Origin of the sequence: Streptomyces rubradiris, assembly GCF_016860525.1 — a bacterium.
Classification (GTDB): domain Bacteria; phylum Actinomycetota; class Actinomycetes; order Streptomycetales; family Streptomycetaceae; genus Streptomyces; species Streptomyces rubradiris.
The window spans coordinates 962,636-982,591 of record NZ_BNEA01000001.1 but is presented as its reverse complement, the minus strand read 5'-3'; the positions used below and the strand labels follow the sequence as shown (position 1 = coordinate 982,591).

The 19,956-nt window shown below is 75.4% G+C and carries 14 protein-coding genes; 8 read left to right on the top strand and 6 right to left on the bottom strand.

Annotated elements, in window-relative coordinates; translation table 11 throughout:
* Nucleotides 1-106 precede the first annotated feature (106 nt).
* The gene (locus tag Srubr_RS04575; protein WP_189996353.1) at nt 107-1,234 is read left to right on the top strand and encodes a glycosyltransferase family 4 protein; all 1,128 of its coding nucleotides are present in this window, start codon (nt 107-109) and stop codon (nt 1,232-1,234) included.
* On the top strand, nt 1,231-2,415 hold the full coding sequence (locus Srubr_RS04570) for a glycosyltransferase (protein ID WP_189996354.1): 1,185 nt from the start codon (nt 1,231-1,233) through the stop codon (nt 2,413-2,415). Before Srubr_RS04575 ends, Srubr_RS04570 begins: the two co-directional genes overlap by 4 nt.
* 284 nt (nt 2,416-2,699) lie before the next feature.
* Here the strand turns inward: Srubr_RS04570 and Srubr_RS04565 are convergent, their stop codons facing one another.
* The 4 genes from Srubr_RS04565 to Srubr_RS04550 form a co-directional block, all read right to left on the bottom strand.
* On the bottom strand, nt 2,700-3,569 hold the full coding sequence (locus tag Srubr_RS04565) for a 5-oxoprolinase subunit C family protein (RefSeq protein ID WP_189996355.1): 870 nt from the start codon (nt 3,567-3,569) through the stop codon (nt 2,700-2,702).
* Nucleotides 3,570-3,720: 151 nt separating this feature from the next.
* The gene (locus Srubr_RS04560; RefSeq protein ID WP_189996356.1) at nt 3,721-4,338 is read right to left on the bottom strand and encodes a 5-oxoprolinase subunit B family protein; all 618 of its coding nucleotides are present in this window, start codon (nt 4,336-4,338) and stop codon (nt 3,721-3,723) included.
* Nucleotides 4,335-5,093 carry a LamB/YcsF family protein gene (locus tag Srubr_RS04555; protein ID WP_189996357.1) on the bottom strand — a complete coding sequence of 253 codons (759 nt, stop codon included), beginning with the start codon at nt 5,091-5,093 and terminating at the stop codon, nt 4,335-4,337. Before Srubr_RS04555 ends, Srubr_RS04560 begins: the two co-directional genes overlap by 4 nt.
* Before the next feature lie 113 nt (nt 5,094-5,206).
* Entirely contained in the window at nt 5,207-6,529 is a 1,323-nt protein-coding gene (locus Srubr_RS04550) for an MFS transporter (RefSeq protein WP_189996358.1), read from the bottom strand.
* A gap of 125 nt (nt 6,530-6,654) precedes the next feature.
* Here Srubr_RS04550 and Srubr_RS04545 point away from each other — a divergent pair, with 125 nt between their 5' ends.
* The 4 genes from Srubr_RS04545 (at nt 6,655) to Srubr_RS04530 (ending at nt 14,774) form a co-directional block, all read left to right on the top strand.
* Nucleotides 6,655-7,362 carry a GntR family transcriptional regulator gene (locus Srubr_RS04545; RefSeq protein WP_189996359.1) on the top strand — a complete coding sequence of 236 codons (708 nt, stop codon included), beginning with the start codon at nt 6,655-6,657 and terminating at the stop codon, nt 7,360-7,362.
* Nucleotides 7,363-7,573: 211 nt separating this feature from the next.
* Nucleotides 7,574-9,103 carry a hypothetical protein gene (locus Srubr_RS04540; RefSeq protein ID WP_189996360.1) on the top strand — a complete coding sequence of 510 codons (1,530 nt, stop codon included), beginning with the start codon at nt 7,574-7,576 and terminating at the stop codon, nt 9,101-9,103.
* Nucleotides 9,104-9,134: 31 nt separating this feature from the next.
* Nucleotides 9,135-10,013, top strand: coding sequence for a hypothetical protein (locus Srubr_RS04535; RefSeq protein WP_189996361.1), 879 nt, complete (start codon nt 9,135-9,137; stop codon nt 10,011-10,013).
* Nucleotides 10,014-10,100: 87 nt separating this feature from the next.
* The gene (locus Srubr_RS04530; RefSeq protein ID WP_189996362.1) at nt 10,101-14,774 is read left to right on the top strand and encodes a hypothetical protein; all 4,674 of its coding nucleotides are present in this window, start codon (nt 10,101-10,103) and stop codon (nt 14,772-14,774) included.
* 96 nt (nt 14,775-14,870) lie between these two features.
* On the opposite strand, the gene Srubr_RS04525 is transcribed toward Srubr_RS04530, so the two are convergent.
* Both Srubr_RS04525 and Srubr_RS04520 read right to left on the bottom strand, forming a co-directional pair.
* Nucleotides 14,871-15,713 (bottom strand): IclR family transcriptional regulator, encoded by an 843-nt coding sequence (locus Srubr_RS04525; protein WP_229926727.1) that lies wholly within the window; start codon nt 15,711-15,713, stop codon nt 14,871-14,873.
* Between the two features lie 91 nt (nt 15,714-15,804).
* Nucleotides 15,805-16,320 carry a hypothetical protein gene (locus Srubr_RS04520; RefSeq protein ID WP_229926728.1) on the bottom strand — a complete coding sequence of 172 codons (516 nt, stop codon included), beginning with the start codon at nt 16,318-16,320 and terminating at the stop codon, nt 15,805-15,807.
* A 417-nt stretch (nt 16,321-16,737) separates the two neighbouring features.
* Between Srubr_RS04520 and Srubr_RS04515 the strand changes: the two genes are divergently transcribed.
* On the top strand, nt 16,738-19,524 hold the full coding sequence (locus Srubr_RS04515; RefSeq protein WP_189996364.1) for a nitrate- and nitrite sensing domain-containing protein: 2,787 nt from the start codon (nt 16,738-16,740) through the stop codon (nt 19,522-19,524).
* On the top strand, nt 19,521-19,955 hold the full coding sequence (locus tag Srubr_RS04510) for a roadblock/LC7 domain-containing protein (protein ID WP_189996365.1): 435 nt from the start codon (nt 19,521-19,523) through the stop codon (nt 19,953-19,955). Before Srubr_RS04515 ends, Srubr_RS04510 begins: the two co-directional genes overlap by 4 nt.
* The last annotated feature ends 1 nt before the right edge of the window (nt 19,956 follow it).

The window sequence follows — 19,956 nt, the reverse complement described above, 5'->3', positions numbered from 1 at the left end:
GGTGCCGTGAGGGGGCGCGGGCGGGCCGCCCAACGCTCATGGGACGTTCCCCGCGCGGAAAGATCGAAGTTGGCGTGGGCACGTCCGGCACGGCGACAACACCGCTATGCGTGTCGTCATCGTGACCGAGTCCTTTCCCCCCGATGTGAACGGCGTGGCCCACTGCGCGCTCCAGACCGCCCGGCACCTCGTAGACCGCGGTCACCACCCGCTCGTCGTCGCCCCCGCCCCGGCGCCCGGCACCGGCCCGGACCCGGACGCCCCCTGCCAGGTCGTCCGGGTGCCCTCCCTGCCGCTCCCCGGCTACCCCCAGGTCCGTATCGCCCTGCCCAGCCGGCGCCTCGCCGCCGCCCTCGTCGCGCACCGCCCCGACGTGGTCCACCTGGCCGGTCCCTTCGTCCTCGGCGTGCGGGGCATGGCCGCGGCCGCCCGGCTCGGCATCCCCGCCGTCGCCGTCTACCAGACCGACCTGGCCGGATACGCCCGCATCTACATGGGCGCCGGAGAGGCCGCGGCCTGGCGGCGGATCCGCTCCGTGCACGCCGCCGCCGACCGCACCCTGGCCCCCTCCAGCGCCGCGCGGAACGCTCTCCAGGAACACGGCGTACCGCGGGTGGCGCTGTGGCCGCGCGGCGTGGACACCGTACGGTTCCGGCCGGACCGCCGCGACGAGGCGCTGCGCCGCGCACTCGCCCCGAACGGCGAGCGGATCGTCGGCTACGTCGGACGGCTCGCGCCCGAGAAGCACGTCGAACTCCTCTCCGGGGTCTGCGGGCTGCCCGGCGTGCGGGTCGTGGTCGTGGGCGACGGGCCCAGCCGCGGTCAGCTCACCGAGGCCCTGCCCGGCGCGGTCTTCCTGGGTCGGCGCACCGGCGGGGAACTGGCCCGGATCTTCGCCTCGCTGGACCTGTTCGTGCACACCGGCCCCTACGAAACCTTCTGCCAGACCGTCCAGGAGGCCATGGCCGGCGGGGTGCCGGTCGTCGCGCCCGCCGCCGGCGGCCCGCTCGACCTGGTGGCCCACGGCCGCACCGGCCTGCTCGTCCCGCCGCGCGACGCCACCGCCGTCCGGGAGGCCGTCCGCGCGCTGGCCGCCGACCCCGCCCGGCGGGCCGCGTACGGCGCCGCCGCCCGCGCGAGCGTCGAGGGCCGCACCTGGGCCGCCGTCGGCGACCAGCTGCTCGACCACTACGACCAGGTCCTCGCGGCCCGCCGGACGGTGGTGGCGGCATGAGCGGCCCATCCCTGCGCATCGTCCGCCTCGCCAACTTCGTCACCCCCGCCTCCGGCGGCCTGCGCACCGCCCTGCGCGAACTCGGCAAGGGATACCTGGCCGCCGGCCACGAACCCGTCCTGATCGTGCCCGGCGAACGGCACACCGACCGCGAGACCGAGCAGGGCCGGGTCATCACCCTGCCCGGCCCGCCGCTGCCCGGCACCGGCGGCTACCGGGTCCTCACCGACCGGCGGCGGGTGGCCGCCCTCCTGGCCGAGCTGGCCCCGGACCGCCTGGAGGTCTCCGACCGGACCACCCTGCGCTGGACCGGCCGCTGGGCCCGGCGCGCGCGTGTGCCCGCCGTGATGGTCTCCCACGAGACCGCCGACGGCGTCCTGCGCACCTGGGGCCTGCCCGAACCGCTCGCCCGGCGCGCCGCCGACTCCCTCAACACCCGTACCGCGCACGTCTACTCACGGGTGGTGTGCACCACCGGTTTCGCCGAGCGGGAGTTCGTCCGCGTCGGCGCGCGCAACGTCGTACGCGCCCCCCTGGGCGTCGACCTGATGGAACGCCACCCCGCGCTGCGCGACCCGGGCTTGCGGGCCCGCCACGCTTGCGTGGACGAGACGCTGCTCGTGATGGCCTCCCGGCTGTCCGTGGAGAAGCGACCCGGCATGGCCCTGGACGCCCTGGAGGCGCTGCTGCGGCGCGGACGGCGGGCGGTGCTCGTGGTCGCCGGAGACGGGCCGCTGCGGCCCCGGCTGGAGCGACACGCCCGCGCCCGCGCGCTGCCGGTGACCTTCCTCGGGCACGTGTCCGACCGGGCCGCCCTCGGCGCGCTCCAGGCGTCCGCCGACGTGTGCCTCGCGCCGGGGCCCGCCGAGACCTTCGGCCTGGCCGCGCTGGAGGCCATGGCGTGCGGCACGCCCGTGGTGGCGAGCGCCCTGTCCGCGCTGCCCGAGGTCATCGGCTCCGCCGGGGCCACCGCGGCCGGCGGCCCGGAGACGTTCGCGGACGCCGTGGAACAGCTCCTGGCACGCGCCGAACCCGGGCGGCGGGAAGCGGCACGCGCGCGTGCGGAGTGCTTCGGCTGGGGAGCGGCCGTGGAGGCGTTCCTCGCGGCCCACGACGCGCCGGAGGTGCCGCGCCGCGCCGAGGCCCGGCCCGCCGTGCCGGAGCCGGAGGGCGTGGCGTGACAGCCGGCGCCGTGCGCCGCCCGGGCCGGGCGCGGTGCCGGGGCGGCCGGTGCCCGTGGTCCGGGCAGGCTCCGGCGCCGGGCCACGGCCGGTCGGGCGGTCGGTGACCGCTCTGGTTCGCCGCTCGGTGTCCGCTGGTGCGGCGGGCCTGGGGCGCGTTTCGTCCGTCGTGCGGCCGGTGACCGCTGCGGTTCGCCGGTCCCCGCGGGAGACCACCGGCAGGGCGCCGTTGGTGCCTTTCCGGCGGTGCTGTCCCGGACGTTGGGCCGGAGGGGCGGCCGGGGTCAGCGGCGGCGTACCGGGACGAACCTGACCGGCGTGCCCGGCGGGGCCTGGGCGGCGGCCGGCAGGTCGGCGGCGCGCACCACCGCGATCACCGGGTAGCCGCCGGTGGTCGGATGGTCCGCGAGGAAGACCACCGGACGCCCGTCCGGCGGCACCTGGACCGCACCGAGCACCATCCCCTCGCTGGGCAGTTCCCCGGGCCGGGCCCGCTCCAGCGCGGGCCCCTCGGTACGCAGACCGATGCGGTTGCTCGCCGGGGAGACCCGGTACGGGCGCGTGGTGAGATCCCGGACCGCGCCCGCCGTGAACCAGTCGTCGCGCGGCCCCAGCGTCACCCGGAGCACCAGCTCGGCGGGCGGACGCGGCTGCGGAGCGCCGTCCACGCGCGCGGGAGGGCCGGCCGGGATGCCCAGCGGCAGCACCGTCCCGTCCGTGAGCGGGGCCGGGCCCAGGCCGGACAGCAGGTCGGTGGCGCGGCTGCCCAGGACCGGCTCCACGGCGATGCCGCCGGATACGGCCACGTAGCCGCGTACTCCGGCCGTGGCCGCGCCCACCTCCAGCAGCTCGCCCGCCGGTACCACGACCGGGGCGCCCCACGCGGCCGGGCGACCGCCCACCGACACCGGGCCCGGCGCGCCGCCGACCGCGACCGTCACTGTGCGACGCGGGCGCAGCGCGCAGCCGCTGAGCGTGGTCTCCAGGACGGCGGCGTCCGGCGGGTTGCCGACGAGCCGGTTCACCAGCACCGCCGCGGGTGGATCGAGCGCCCCGGAGCGGGGCACGCCGAGATGCGCGTACCCCGGCCGTCCCAGGTCCTGCACGGTGGTCAACGCCCCGGCGCGTACGACGACGAGCACCCGGTCGCTCATACGCCCACCTTCCCGGAGGGGGCCACGAGGTCGCCCGTGGCGCACGCCGGTACCCCGGCGGTAGCCGCCCGCGCGGTGGCAGTCCGTGCCCCTGCGGCGGCCACGCGCGCGTGGCCGGCAGCCGTCCGCCGCCCCTGCTTCCCCTTTCCCGTCACGCGTCCCCCAGGGGTACGAACCGCACCCGTGCCCCCGGCGTCAGCAGCGCGGCCGGTGTGCGCGTGTGGTCCCAGAGCACCGCGTCCGTCGTGCCGATCAGCTGCCAGCCGCCGGGGGAGGAGCGCGGGTACACCCCCGTGTACGGCCCGGCGAGCGCGACGGCGCCCGCGGGGACCGCCGTGCGCGGGGTGGCGCGGCGCGGGACGGCGTAGCGGTCCGGCAGCCCGGTGAGATAGCCGAAGCCCGGGGCGAACCCGCAGAAGGCCACCGTGAACTCGGTACCGGCGTGGATGCGGGCCGCCTCCCGCTCGGTCACCCCCCAGAGCCCGGCGACCACCGCGAGGTCCGGTCCGTCGTAGCGCACGGGCAGTTCGATCAGCTCGCGCGCGTGGGAGGGCGCCTCCGGTATGCGCGAGGTGGTCAGTTCCGCCGCCCAGCGGTCCGGGTCGGCCAGCCCGTCGAGCAGGACCGTACGGGCCGCGGGAACGATCTCCCGCACGGTGAGCGAGCCCTCCGCGCGGCGGCGCAGCAACACCGCGTGCAGGGCCTGCGCCTCCTCCCCGGAGGACACCTCCACGAGGAGCGCGTCGTCGCCCACGGGAAGCGCCCTCACGCGAACGCCTCCACCCGCACGCCCGCCGCCACCAGCCGCTCGCGCACCCGGCGGGCCAGACCCACCGCGCCGGGCGTGTCGCCGTGCAGGCACAGCGACCGGGCGCGCACCGTGATCCGCGCGCCGGAGTGCGCGATGACCGCGCCGGAGCACGCCAGACTCACCGAGCGCTCCACGACCGTGTCCGGGTCGGTCACCACGGCGCCCTCCCGGCCGCGCGGCACCAGCGTGCCCTCGTCGGTGTACGCGCGGTCCGCGAAGGCCTCCGGAACGGCCGGCAGCCCCGCCTCGGCGGCCAGCGCCAGCAACCGCGAGCCGGGCAGGCCCAGCACCGGCAGCGAGGGGTCCGCGAGCCGCACCCCGTCGATCACCGCGCGGGCCTGCTCGGCGTCGTGCACCACCCGGTTGTAGAGCGCGCCGTGCGGCTTGACGTACGCCACGCGCGCCCCCGCCGCCCGGGCGAACACCTCCAGGGCGCCGATCTGGTAGGCCACCTCGGCCGCCAGCTCGGCGGACGGCACGTCCATCGCGCGCCGCCCGAAACCGGCCAGGTCCCGGTAGGACACCTGCGCGCCGATCGTCACGCCGCGCCCGGCCGCCAGCTCGCACACCCGGCGCATGGTGGCCGCGTCCCCCGCGTGGAAGCCGCAGGCCACGTTGGCGCTGGTGACGACGGACAGCAGCGCCTCGTCGTCGGTCAGCCGCCAGCGCCCGAAGCCCTCGCCGAGGTCGGCGTTCAGATCGATCGCGGTCATGGTGTCCTCGTTCTCCAGTATCCCGTCTCGTGCGGGCCGCCCGTCCGGCCGTTCCTGACGGTGTTCGCCCGCGGTGGTTCTCGTAGGGCCGGCGGTCCGGCCGCCCCGCGCGCCTAGGCCAGCTCCCTCCCGCGCGTCTCCGGCAGCCCCAGCAGGGCCAGTGCGGCGACGCCGTAGCCGATCGCGCCGAAGACCAGCGCGCCGCCGACGCCCCAGCTGTCCGCGAGGAACCCGACCACGGTCGGGAACACCGCGCCCACCGCCCGGCCCGTGTTGTACGTGAAGCCCTGCCCGGTGCCGCGCACCGCCGTCGGGTACAGCTCGCTCAGGTAGGAGCCGAAACCGCTGAAGATGGCCGACATGCAGAAGCCGAGCGGGAAACCGAGCACCAGCAGCAGGGTGTCGGCGCCGTGCGGGATGTTCGCGTACGCCAGGATGCACAGCGCCGACAGCAGCGCGAACAGCCAGATGTTGTTCCGCCGGCCCAGCCGGTCGGTCAGCACCCCGCCGGTCAGGTAGCCGAGGAAGGCACCGGAGATCAGGAAGGCCAGATAGCCGCCGGTGCCCACCACCGACAGGCCGCGTTCCGACTTCAGGTACGTCGGCACCCAGGTCGCCAGCGTGTAGTAGCCGCCCTGCACGCCCGTCGACAGCAGGCTCGCCAGGAGCGTGGTGCGCAGCAGGCCCGGCTCGCCGTCCCGGCCGGGGCGGAAGACGGCCGCGAACGAGCCGCGCCGCGGGTCCTGTTCCCGGGCCGCCGTCGCCGTGGGAGCGTCGCGCACCCGGCGGCGCAGCCACACCACGAGCAGCGCCGGCAGCGCCCCGGTCCAGAACATCACCCGCCAGGCCAGGTCCTCGTCGACGAAGGAGAACACCAGCGTGTAGACCACCGCCGCCAGTCCCCAGCCGACCGCCCAGGAACTCTGGACCGCGCCGAGCGTACGGCCCCGGTGGCGCGCGCCCGTGTACTCGGCGACCAGGATCGCGCCGACCGCCCACTCGCCGCCGAAGCCGAGGCCCTGGAGGGCGCGGAAGACCAGCAGCGTCTCGTAGGTGGGCGCGAAGCCGCAGGCGACCGTGAACACGGCGTACGTGGCCACCGTGATCATCAGCGCCCGGACCCGGCCGACCCGGTCCGCGACCACGCCGGCCACGGCCCCGCCGACCGCCGAGACCACCAGCGTCACCGTGGTGAACAGACCGGTCTGGCCGCTGTCGAGGCCGAAGTACGCCGCGAGCGCCACCATGCTCAGCGGCAGGGTGAAGTAGTCGTAGGAATCCAGGGCGTATCCGCCGAAAGCTCCGGCGAACGCGCGCCGGCCGCGCGGGCCGAGGGCGCGCAGCCAGCCGAACGCGCCGTCCTCACCGGCCTGTTCACCGCGCGCCGACCGTACGTCGGGGGAGGGACCGGACCGGGGTGGTGGGGTCGTGCTCATGGGCACCTCGCAGAAGGGACGGAGGGTGCGGGGAAGTGAGCCGTGCGGAGCACCGTAGAGGATCGTTCAACGATCCCTCAATACCCATGTTGTTTCGTCCTGATGTCTGCGCTTGAATTCCGGGCATGGCAGAGCAGCTGACGGGACTGGCCGGCGACCGTGTCCTCCTGGGCCGCACCAGCACCGCGGAGCGGGTCTCCGACATCCTCAGGAGCCGCATAGCCGAGGGGTACTTCCCGCCCGGCACCCGGCTGTCGGAGGACAGCATCGGCGGGGCCCTCGGCGTCTCCCGCAACACCCTGCGCGAGGCGTTCCGGCTGCTCACCCACGAGCGGCTGCTGATCCACGAACTCAACCGGGGCGTCTTCGTCAGGGTGCTGACGGTCGAGGACGTGGAGGACATCTACCGCACGCGCGCGCTGGTCGAGTGCGCCGTCGTCCGCGGCCTCGGCGCGCCGCCGTACCGGCTCGGCGGACTGGTCGCGGCGGTCGAGGAAGCGCACACGGCCGCCGCGGAGGACGACTGGAAAGGCGTGGGTACGGCCAACATCCACTTCCACCGGGAACTCGTCGCCCTGGCCGGCAGCGAACGCACCGACGAGCTGATGCGCAGCGTCTTCGCCGAACTGCGCCTGGCCTTCCACGTGGTGGACGACCCGCGTCGGCTGCACGAGCCCTACCTCGCCCGCAACGCCGGGATCCTGCGGGCGCTCCAGGCCGGGGACACGAAAGGCGCGGAACGGCTCCTGGAGAGGTACCTCGCGGACTCCCTGGAACGGGTCGTCGAGGTCTACCGACGCCGCGTGGGCGAGGACACGGCCGGCCTCTCCTGAGCGACGTGGCCGGGCCCTCCTGAGCGACGCGACCGGCTCCTCTCTGAACCAGGCGCGCCAGGCCTCCCTCGAACCGGTGTGTCCGGCCCTTCTCGGACCGGCGTGCCCGGCCCCGCCCGAACCGCCCGGCAGGCTCTCTTCCGCCTCTGTGACGGTCGTCGCTTCTGAGCCGTTTGGGCCGATGTCAGACCCAGGACCTAGTCTGTGCACCGTGACTTCGCCTGCATCGACGGACAGTGTTCCGCCCCAGCTCAGCGCGGGGCCGCGCCCGGCGCAGGGCCCGGCCGCCGACGAGGGGCTGGCGCGTCGGCTGCGCGCGCTCGCCTGCACCGCGCCGCTGCACGACCTGGACGCGCGCAAGGCCAACCTGGCCGGCGAGTACTCGGTGTACGGGATGGCCGAGGTGGCCCTGGCCGCCATCGACCTGGTCACGCTGAACATGGACTTCGACACGGGCGCCGACCACGAACAGGTCGTCGGCCGCCTGGTGCCGCGCATCGCCGCCCAGGCGCCGCACCGGCCCACCGCCGAACACGAGCGCGTGGCCCGCTGGGTCCTGGAGAACCTGATCAACGTCGGCAGCGTGGACCGCGGCTTCCGCGCGGTCTACGGCACCTTCGCGCCGGACGGCACCTACGTCCGCCGCGACTACGACTTCAAGCTGATCGAGGAGGTCCCCGGCCCCGGCGGCACGGTGTACCTGCGCACCACGGACGAGGCGGTCAACGTCCTGGTCGGCGCCCTCGACACGGACGTCACCAGCGCCCAGATCGCCGCCGAGGTCAAGCTGGAGGTGCTGATCAGCCGCGGCCGGCTCGCCGACGCCCAGCTCGCCGCCGAACAGGCCCGCTACCGCACGGTGCAGTACTCCGAGTCGCTGCGCCGGGCCCTGGAGGCCACCCGGCGCAACGTCCGCGCGGTCGACTGGCTCAACACCGTCCCCGACATGATCGCCGAGGCCCTGGACCACGTGGCCGAGCGCTACCGCCACGAGAACGCCATCCTCACCAACATCCGCAAGGCCCGCGACGAGACCGAGGAGCCCGAGCACAAGCGCCGCGCCGCCGAGCTGGTCGACATCGTCAAGGACTGCATCCGGCGCCACACCCAGCTCCAGTCGCGCCTGCTGGAAGCCGGCCCGCTGTTCCGCGCCGAACAGGACCGGCAGGCGTTCGCCACCCCGGCGGCGACGGCCGGGATAGACCTCTACGGCCATCTCGTCGCCCCCGTCCTGCCGTTGCCGCTGGAGCGGGCGATCCGGGTCACCGACGCGTTCTTCGCGCGCGGCACCGGACCGCGCACCCCGGTGTCCGTCCGGGTCGGCGACCTCGTCGACATCCTGCTCACCCCGCCGGTGGAGCGGGAGCACCTGGGCGCGGAGATGCCCGAGCCCGACCTGATCGCCACGCCCGACGACAGCCGGTTCAGCGAGGAACAGCTCGCCGCGGCGACGCAGCTGCTGGACCTGCCGCCGGACGCGCCCAGAAGACTGTCCGGGCTGCTCGCCGAGGCCCGCCGCAGCGGCGACCCCGACCTCGCCTACCTGGTGGCGCTGCTGGCCGTCCACGCGGCCAGCCCCGCCGTCGGCACCGCGTACCGGCAGGGCGAGGAGAAGCTGCTGTTCGCCGTGGACGACGGCACCGAGCTGGACGATCCCGAATTCGGCGGGGCCGACCTCATCGTGGGAACGGCCCTGCTGGACGCCGCCGGGATGGCGGCCGACCGGACGGAAGCAGCATGACCGAGCACCACCGCGACAAGGAGCCCAACCCGTGACCGAGCACGTCGAGTGGAGCGAGGCGGAGACACCCGCCCCGCCGGCGTCCACCGCCGTCACCCCCGCCGACGCCGCCGACGCGGCGCGGCTCGTCGCCTTCGGGCTCCAGCCCAAGCTGGCGCCCGCCCGCGACCAGGAGTACACCGAACTGCTGCGCCGCTACCGCGAGGACCCGGCCTTCGCCCGGCTCGCCGACGCCGTCGCCGCCGGACTGGGACTCGTCGTGCTGGAGGTCTCCCCGCGCGCGGGCATGGCCGTCACCGCCGCCGAGGACTCGGTCTTCGCCGTCCGCATGGGCGACTACGCGCGCCGCACCGCCGCCGACTCCGGCGACCGCTTCCTGCACGGCCTCGCCCACCTCGCCATCGCCGCCCTGGCGTTCCCGCGCCCCGAGGACCTCGCCGACGACTCCTACATCGGCCGGGTCACCGTCAACGGCGTCGACGCCTTCGTCCGGCAGGCCTGCCGCCGCCTGGAGGAGCGCGCCGAGGAGCAGGGCGAGAACACCGACCCGGCCACCGACGCGCCCGGCCTGGAGGCCGCCTGGCGGATCTGGGCCCGGCGCAGCGCCACCGGCGCCACCAAGGACGCCCGCCGCCCCGCCGCCTCCACCACCGGCATCGTCGCCAAGGCCCTGGCCTTCCTCACCGACTCCGGCTTCCTGCAGCGCACCGGCGACGACAACGGCGGCACCTACCGCACCACCGCCCGCTACCAGCTCCAGGTCCGCGACATGGCCGGCAACGCCGCCCTGGCCGAACTGTCCGAGCTGGGCGTCGTACCGGTCACCGACGGCACGGCCACCCTGCTGCCCGCCGAGGACACCGACGACCTGGACCTGGTGGCCGACGCCGGGCTGCCGTTCCACTCCTGAACGCCACGCACGACCAGAAGCCCGAACGCCCCGCACCGCAAGAACCCTGATCCCCCTCCACCGCAAGAACACTGACGAGAGTCCGCCATGTACGAGCTGTCCCGGGTCCGCCTCTACTCCATCGGTCCCGCCGGTGCGCGCTACGCCGACACCGTGCTTGACCTGCGGGGTGTCGGCGAACCCGTGCCCGACCCGGCGCCCACGCAGGCGGAGTTCTTCGAGGAGGAGCCGTCCGGCCCGCCGCGCCGTCCCGCGCCCGCGGGCGTGCTGTTCCTGGAGAACGGCGGAGGCAAGTCCGTCCTGCTCAAGCTGATCTTCTCGGTGATGCTGCCGGGCCACCGCAACACCCTCGGCGGCGCCAGCTCCGGTGTGCTGCGCAAGTTCCTGCTCGCCGACGACTGCGGCCACGTGGCCCTGGAATGGCAGCACGTGCAGACCGGCGAGTGCGTGGTCGTCGGCAAGGTCAGCGAGTGGCGCGGACGGCAGGTCTCCAACGACCCGCGCAAGTTCGCCGAGGCCTGGTACTCCTTCCGCCCCGGACCCGGCCTGAGCCTGGACAGCCTGCCCGTCGCCGAGGCCACCGCCGTACGGCCGCCCGCCGAGGGCACCTCCGGTGCGCACGGCCGCCGCCGCACCATGAAGGGCTTCCGCGACGCCCTCATGGAGGCCGGCAAGGCCTACCCGCACCTGGAGGTCCACTGGGAGGAGATCCACGAACGCTGGACCGAGCACCTCGGCGATCTCGGCCTTGACCCCGAACTCTTCCGTTACCAGCGGGAGATGAACGCCGACGAGGGCGAGGCGGCCGGCCTCTTCGCGGTCAAGAAGGACTCCGACTTCACCGACCTGCTGCTGCGCGCCGTCACCGACACCCGCGACACCGACGGCCTCGCCGACCTGGTCAGCGGCTTCGGCAACAAGCTCGGCCGGCGCGCCGAGCTGATCGCCGAACGGGATTTCACCGCCGGCTCGGTCGACCTGCTCGGAAGGATCGTGGAGGCGGCCGACGCCCGGGCACGCGCGCGTGACGTGCACGCGGGCGCCGAACGCCGTACCCGCACGCTGGCCCGGCGGCTGTCCGCGCGCGCCGTGCGGGAGCGGGTCCGGGCCGCCGACCTCGCCCAGCGGGTCACGGCCGCCGCCTACGCCGTCACCCACTCCGAGGGCGCCCGCGAGCGCAGTGCCCTCATCGCCGCCGAACTCGCCTACCGGCACGCCTCCCTGGCCCTGGCCGCCGCCGAGAAGTCCGCCGCCGCGCAGAAGCGCGAACTGGCCGACGCCCGCACCCTGCACTCCGCCTGGCAGGCCGCCGAGGCCGTGCTGCGCCACCGGGCCGCCGCCGACCGTGTCGCACGCGTGTCCGCCGCCATCCAGGAGGCCGAACGGGACGCGGCCCCCGCGCTCGCCGCCCGCGCCAAGGCCGCCGTGGACCTCGTACGGGCCCTGCACGCCGCCGCCGAGAGCGCCGAGAACCTGGCCAACGAGGAGGAGGAGCGGTCCGCCGCCCTCCAGGAGGCCGGCGACTCGGCCTACCGCGACTCCACCGCCGCCGCCACCGAGGCGCAGCGGGCCCGCAGCGAGGCCGGGCACCTGCGCCAGCGGCTCGCCGAGGTCGAGCAGGAGACCGCCGAGGCGGTCCGCGCGGGCTGGCTGGACGACAGCTCCCCGGACGCCGACCCGGCACGGGCCGCGCTCGCCGCCAGCGACGCCGAGAAGACCGCCGTGGCCGCCTGGGACGCGGCCCGGGAGGCCGCCCGCAAGGCCACTGAGCACGCCCGCGAGGCCGCCGCCGCCGAGTCCCGTGCCGAGCTGACCGCGGCCCGCGCGGCGGACGCGGCCACCGCCGCCGAGCGAGCCTACGAGGCGGAGCGGCGCCTGGCCGAGTCGCTGGCCGCCGAGGAACGGCTGGCCGAACTGCTGAGCCTGCCCGGGGCCCCGGGCACCGTCCGCGTGCCCGGCCCGCGCACCGGGTCCGACCCTGCCGCCCCGGCTCCCCGCACCGGGTCCGACCCCGCCGCCCCGGCTCCCCGCACCGTCGCGGAAGGCGCCCTCACGCCCGAAGAGCTCGACCGCTTCGCCGACGAACTGCGCGAACTCCTCGACGACGCCGTGTCCACCGCCGAACGGCACCTGTTCGACCTGCGCACCGCCGCCGCCGACGACGCCCGCATCCTCGGCGCCCTCGGCGACGGCGGCCTGCTGCCGCCCGGCCCGGACGTTCTGGCCACCGTCGAGTTCCTCGGCGAGCACGGCATCCCCGCGCTCCCCGGCTGGCGCTACCTCGCCCAGGCCGTCGACCCGGCCGACCACGCGCGCGTGCTCGCCGCCCGCCCCGAGCTGGTCGACGGCGTGATCATCACCGACCCGGACACACACGCGCGCGCCCGCGAGGCCCTCGGCGACGCCGCCCTGCTGCCCCGCTCCGCGGTGGCCGTCGGCACCGCCGCCGCGCTGCTCGCCCCGCCGCCCGCCGCCGACGCCACCCCCGGTGACGTGTTCCTGGTGCCGCCGAACCCGGCCATGCACGACGAACACGCCGCCGACGAGGAACGGCAGGCACTGCGCGCCCGGGCCACCGAGCGCGACGAGGAGATCCGCGTCCTCGCCGCTCGCCTCGGCAAGGACCGCGAACTGGCCGCCCGGCTCGCCTCCTGGCGCACCGGCTGCCCCGCCGGGCGCCTGACCGAGCTGGCCCGGGCCGCCGAGGAGGCCCGCGCGTTCGCCGAGGAGGCCGAGGCCGAACTCGGCGAGGCGCGGACCGTCCGCGCGGAGGCGGAGGAGACCGCGGCCGAGGCCGTGCGGGTCCGCGACGAGCGGCAGGAGGCCGCGCAGAAGGCGCGGCGCGCCGCCGACGCCCTCGCCGGTCTCGCCCACCGGCTGCGCGAGCGCGCCGGCTGGCAGGTGAAACTGCGTGAACTCGCCGACGAGGCGGCCGAGTCCGAGGCCCGCGCCCAGACCTGCCTGGAGCGCGCCCGCGCCGCCGACGAGGACCGCCGGGCCGCGCAGCGCGCCGCCGACGACGCTCGCCGCACCGCGCGCGCCCTGCGGGCCGAGCGCTCCGAGATCGCCGGCGCCCCCGACGACGTACCCGTCGCGGACGCGGACGCCCCGGAGGCGTCCCTGCCCGCCCTCCGCGAGGCCTACCGGGCCGCCTCCCAGGTGTACGAGAAGGTCGGCGTCGGCGCCGACCTGCGCGCCGAGCAGGCCCGCGCGGAGAGCGACGAGAGCGCCGCCCGCGCCGAACTGGACCGGCTCAGCAACAAGGTCCGCACCCGCGCCGAGCAGCTGCTCCAGTCGCCCGACGGCTCCGACGGGCCGTCCCGGCAGGCCGCCGCCGCGCGCGCGGAGGAGCTGGTGCAGCTCCTGGAGACCCGCATGTCGACCGCGAGCGAGCAGCTCGGGCGGCTGCGCGGTGAGGCCGAGCGGCACGCCCCCGAGGACGGCGAGGCGCACACCGAGCTGCCCGGGGAACTGATCCCGCGCGACGCCGAGCACGCCCAGGCGCTGCTGCGCACCGCCACGGCCGAACTCGCCGCGCGCACCGAGGCGCTGGCCGAGGCCCGGGAGGCGCACGCGGAGCTGCTGGAGGCCCACCGCGCCGCCGAGGACGCGGCCGGCGGCTTCGACGAGATCGCCGCCATGCTCCGCGACCTGCTGCGCGAACAGGCCCCCGAGGAGGATCCGGAGGAGCCGGAGCCGTACCCCGGCACCCTGGAGGAGGCCCGGCACTCCGCCGCCGAGGCCCGCCGCTCCCTGCGCGGCTGCGCCGCCGACCTGTCCGCCGCCGAGGCGGCCGTGCGCGAGGCGAGCGACGTCCTCGTCCGGCACGCCAACTCCACGCGCTACGAGCAGGTCCGCACCCCCGCCCGCCAGCAGATCCGGGAACTGCCCGCGTCCGCGCTGCCCGAGCACGCCCAGAAGTGGGCGGACGCGTTCGCGCCCCGGCTGCGCGTGCTGACCGACGAGCTGGCCCAGCTGGAACGCAACCGCGACTCCATCGTGGACCGGCTGCGCGGCCTCGTGGAGTCCGCCCTCGCCACCCTGCGTTCCGCCCAGCGGCTCTCCCGGCTGCCGGAGGGACTCGGCGAGTGGTCCGGGCAGGAGTTCCTGCGCATCCGCTTCGAGGAACCCGACCAGGCCACGCTCACCGAACGGCTCGGCGAGGTCATCGACGAGGCCACCCGCGCGGCCGTGAAGAAGAACTCCGACCTGCGCCGCGACGGCATGTCCCTGCTGCTGCGGGGCGTCGCCGCGGCCCTCCAGCCCAAGGGCGTGGCCGTCGAGATCCTCAAGCCCGACGCCGTACTGCGCGCCGAGCGTGTCCCCGTCGGCCAGATGGGCGATGTGTTCTCCGGCGGTCAGCTGCTCACCGCGGCCATCGCCCTGTACTGCACGATGGCCGCGCTCCGCTCGAACGACCGGGGCCGCGACAAGCACCGGCACGCGGGCACGCTGTTCCTGGACAACCCGATCGGCCGCGCCAACGCGACCTATCTGCTGGAGCTCCAGCGGGCCGTGTCCGACGCGCTGGGCGTCCAGCTGCTGTACACCACCGGCCTGTTCGACACGACCGCCCTCGCCGAGTTCCCGCTGGTCATCCGCCTGCGCAACGACGCCGACCTCCGGGCGGGCCTGAAGTACATCAGCGTCGAGGAACACCTGCGGCCCGGTCTGCCCCAGCCGCCCCAGGCGGGGGAGACGGTGCACAGCGAGATCACGGCGACGCGCATGTTCAGGAAGCCGGCGCCGAGCGCTCCGTAGCGGGCCCACGTTCGCCCGGCCCGTTCCGCGTCGCGCAACACACCGCGCGACGCGGAACGGGCCGGCGGCGCGGCGCGGTGCCGTCGAGCGCCGCCGTCAGAAGCCGTACCCCATCCGCCGGGACAGCTCGGCGCCCGCCGCGGCCGTACGCCGGGCCACCTCGGGCAACCGGTCCGCGTCGAGCCGGTACACCGGACCCGAGACGCTGATCGCCGCGATCACCTCGCCGTCGTGCGCGCGCACCGGGGCCGCGACGGCCGCGAGACCCAGCTCCAGCTCCTCCACCGTGACGCCGTACCCCTGCCGGACCACGGCCTCCAGCTCGGCGCGCAGCATCGCCGCACCCGTGACCGTACGATCCGTGAACCGCGTCAGCGGCCGCGCCAGCAGACCCTCGCGCAGGGTCGGCGACAGGTGCGCGAGGAGCACCTTGCCGCTGGACGTGGCGTGCAGCGGGGTGCGCCGGCCCAGCCAGTTCTGCGCGGTCACGGCCGCGGTGCCGCGGGCCTGCATGATGTTGACCGCCGCGTCGTCGTCGAGGACGGCGATGTTGACCGTCTCACCCAGCTCGTCGGCGACCTCCCGGCACACCGGGACGCCCTCCTGGGAGATGTCCAGACGCACCGCCGCCGCTCCCGCCAGGCGCAGCACACCGGCCCCCAGGTAGTACTTCCCGCGGTCCTTGGCCTGGGCCACCAGGCCCCGGTGCTCCAGGACGCCGAGCAACCGGAACGCCGTGGACTTGTGGACGTCCAGCTCCTCGGCGATCTCGGTGACGCCCGCCTCGCCGTGCCGGGCGAGGATCTCCAGCACGCTCACGGCACGGTCCACCGACTGCACCGCGCCGGCCGCCCCACGGCCGCCCCGCCGGTGTGCGCGCCCCGGCTCCCGGCCGGCCTCGTCCTCGCCGCCGTCGGGCTGGTTCTGCGTACGGGGCATGGCTCGGCTCTCGTCACCTGGTGGACCGGGTTGGTTGCGCACAGCGCCTCGTCGTGCGCCATACGGAATTCGATGCTATCGAAGCGCCCGGTCAGGAGTGCGACAGCTGCCCCGCCCCACCCCTGCGACGTATCCGCTCCTGGTCCCGCAGGGCCGCGCGCTCCTCGCGGCGACGGGCCCGCCGCTCCCGGCGGAGGGCCCGGGCCGTGCTGCTCGGCTCCGAGAGGACGCCGTGCCGCTGGTTCCACACCTGGCGGGTCACCCACACGTCGACCGCGGCCCACGTGGCCACCACCGTGGCGGCCACACTGGCCATCACCATCGGGAACGCCAGCCAGGAACCGGCCAGCGCGCACAGGAACGCGATCATCGCCTGGATCAGCGTCACCGCGATGACGAGGACGGCCCGCACCGCCGCCGCACGCACCGGATCGGGCACCGGATGCCGGCGCGCGGGCTCCTCGACCCACAACGGCCGGTAGCCGTACCGCGGTTCATCACCGCCGGGCGCCCTGCCGTCCTGCGCTGCCGTGCGGCCCCACCGTGCCCGCGAATGCCCCGCCCCGCTGTTCCCGGGCGCCTCGCGCCATTCCGCCGTGCCCGTCACCGTGTCACTCCCCACCGCCGGCAGACCGCTCGCCCCCGGAGTCCCAGGACCCCGTCTCCCCAGTGGCTGCCCGGCTTGCGCCGCTTTACGCCGCCAGGGCGCGGGATGCGGCCGCTGTGGCCTGATCCGCCCCCAATTCCCATAGAGGAGGACGAACGAGACCGTGCGAAGATTCCCGCACGCCGAAAAAATCCGGCCAACCGCCCGTCAAAGTTGCCACAAGCGGCCGGCCGTGGCCCTCCGGATCGCGGTGGCAATCTCCCCTAATGCCCGGACAACTCGCCATCTCTCGCGTGCGGTGCGGAACTTCACCCACCGGACGTGTCTTCGAGTTACCTGTGCGGCGGTAGTAGGCTCGCGCCGTTTGCTGACGGACATCAACACCCCCGACCTGCGGGGGTCGAGCTGGGGGAGGCCATGCGCTTTCGCGGGAAGTCGATCCGCCGGAAGATCGTGGCGCTGCTTCTCGTGCCGCTGGTGTCCCTGACCGGCGTCTGGGCGTTCGCCACGGTGTTCGCGGGCCGGGAAGTGGCCCAGCTGTTCCGCGTGTCGGACGTCGTCGAGGACATCGGCTACCCGGCCGAGGACACCGTCCGCGTCCTCCAGCAGGAACGCCGCCAGGCCCTCGTCTACCTCGCCGACCCGCGGGCCTCCGAGGCCCTGTCCGCGCTGCACCGCACCCGCGCCGCCACCGACCGCTCGATCGACAAGCTCCGCCGGAACGCCGGGGACCAGGACACCCGGGACGACCTGGAGGCGGACGGCCGTGAACACCTGACCGCCGTCCTGGACTCCCTGGACGGCCTCGACTCCCTGCGCCACAGCGTCGAACAGCGCTCCCTCACCCGGGCCCAGGCGTTCGGCCTCTACAACCGCCTCGTCGACCCCTGCTACGCGCTGCTCGCCTCCCTCGTCGGCATCGACGACGTCGAGGTCGAGAAGCAGGCCCGCGCCCTGGTCAACCTCACCCGGGCCCGCGAACTGCTCGCCCGCGAGGACGCCCTGATCGGCTCGTCCCTCGTCGTCGGCCGGCTCACCCGGGACGAGACCCGCCAGATCTCCGACCTCGTCGCCCAGCGCACCCTCCTGTACGACATCAGCCTCCCGCTGCTGCCCGCCGCCGAACGCGCACGCTACGAACGCTTCTGGAAGAACGCCACCACGGCACCCCTGCGCGGAGCCGAACGGACCGTGGCCGCCATGGACTCCGGCACCCCCCGCGGGGTCACCGCCAAGAGCTGGGACTCCGCCGCGGCCACCGTCCTGGACGAACTGGGCACCATGGAAGACCAGGCGAGCGACCGCTACCAGGACCGCATGCGCCCGGTGGCCTTCGGCGTCATCGCGCAGGCGGCCGTCGTCGGCCTCCTCGGCCTGATCGCCCTCCTCGTCTCCATCGTCCTGTCCATCCGGATCGGCCGCGCCCTCATCCGCGACCTGCGCCAGCTGCGGCAGGAGGCCCACGAGGCGTCCGGCGTCCGGCTGCCCAGCGTGATGCGCCGGCTGTCCGTCGGTGAGCAGGTCGACGTCGAGACCGAGGTGCCGCGCCTGGAGTACGACAAGAACGAGATCGGCGAGGTCGGACAGGCCCTCAACACCCTCCAGCGGGCCGCCGTGGAGGCCGCCGTCAAGCAGGCCGAACTGCGGGCCGGCGTCTCCGAGGTCTTCGTCAACCTCGCCCGCCGCAGCCAGGTGCTGCTGCACAAGCAGCTCACCCTGCTCGACAGCATGGAGCGCCGCACCGAGGACACCGACGAACTCGCCGACCTGTTCCGCCTGGACCACCTCACCACCCGCATGCGCCGGCACGCCGAGGGCCTGGTGATCCTCTCCGGAGCCGCGCCCTCCCGGCAGTGGCGCCGCCCGGTGCAGCTGATGGACGTGGTCCGCGCCGCCGTCGCCGAGGTCGAGGACTACGAGCGCATCGAGGTCCGGCGCCTGCCGCGGGTCGCCGTCACCGGGCCCGCCGTCGCCGACCTCACCCACCTCGTGGCCGAACTCCTGGAGAACGCCACGGTCTTCTCGCCCCCGCACACCGCCGTCCAGGTCGTCGGCGAGCGGGTCGCCAACGGCTTCACCCTGGAGATCCACGACCGGGGTCTCGGTATGACGGCCGAGGCGCTCCTCGACGCCAATCTCCGCCTCGCCGAGACACCCGAGTTCGAGCTCTCCGACACCGACCGGCTGGGCCTGTTCGTCGTCAGCCGTCTCGCCCAGCGCCAGAACGTCCGGGTCTCCCTCCAGCCGTCGCCGTACGGCGGAACCACCGCCGTGGTGTTCATCCCCGACGCGCTGCTCACCGAGGACGTCCCGGACACCAACGGCGTCGGTTTCCGGCTCGACCGGGACCGCGCGGGCAACGGCGGCGAGCAGGCGCTCGGCCGCGGCGGCGGGCGGTCCCCGGAACCGCTGCGGCTGCCCGGTCCGCCGACCTCCGTGCTGGACGGCCCGGTCGAGCTGGAGGCGCCCGTCGACCTCGACGCGCTGGAGGACTTCCCCGGCGCCCTCCCGGACGAGGACAGCGAGCGCGGCGGCCTGTTCCGCCCCCGCCGGTCCCGGCCGGGCGGCGACGAGCAGTCGCACCACGACACCGGCGACCACGGGGCCGTACCGCTGCCCCGGCGGCAGACGCCCAAGCTGGTCAGCTCGCACGGCAAGCCCGTCACCGACCAGCGGCCCCGCCGCGGCGAACCGGCCCCGGAACCCACCGCCGGCCCGCAGGGCTCCGGCCCGGGCGGACTGGCCCCGCTGCCCACCCGCCGCCGCGGCACCGCAGCCCGGCACCTCCCGGCCGACCCCGCGGGCGAGCGGGCCGGGACCCGGGACGAGAGCGGCGGCGAGACGCCCGGGGCCCCGGCGCTGCCCAGGCGCACCCGGCCCCGGACATCCGGCCCCGGTGGATCGGCGGACCCGGCCCCGCCCCCCGGCGGCACCACCGCGCCGGCCGGCGACCCGGCCGCGGAGCCGGGCGTCAGCCCGCTGCCCCGGCGCGTACGCCAGGCGAACCTGGCCCCCCAGCTCAAGCAGGACACCGAACGGCGCGCCCGGCGCGCGGAGCAGCCCGCCGACCGTGACGCCGACGAGGTCCGCAGCCGGATGGCCTCGCTCCAGCGCGGCTGGCAGCGCGGCCGGGAGGAGAACGCCGCCGGCGACGGGGCCCACAACGGCACAGCACAAGGAACGACCAAGGGAGACGGTCGATGACCGCACCGAAGGCCACCGGCCACACGACGACGAACAAGGGGGAGCTGAACTGGCTCCTGGACGACCTGGTGGACCGGGTCGCCAGCATCCGCAAGGCCCTCATCCTGTCCGGCGACGGACTGCCGACCGGGGTGTCCAAGGACCTGACCAGGGAGGACAGCGAGCACCTGGCCGCCGTCGCGTCCGGCTTCCACAGCCTCGCCAAGGGCGTGGGCCGCCACTTCGACGCGGGCGGCGTCCGGCAGACCATCGTCGAGCTGGACGGTGCCTTCCTCTTCGTCACCGCCGCCGGTGACGGCAGCTGCCTCGCCGTCCTCTCGGACGCCGACTCCGACGTCGGACAGGTCGCCTACGAGATGACGCTGCTGGTCAAGCGGGTCGGTGTGCATCTGGGCACCGCCCCGCGCACCGATCTGCCCGCAGGCGGGTAGT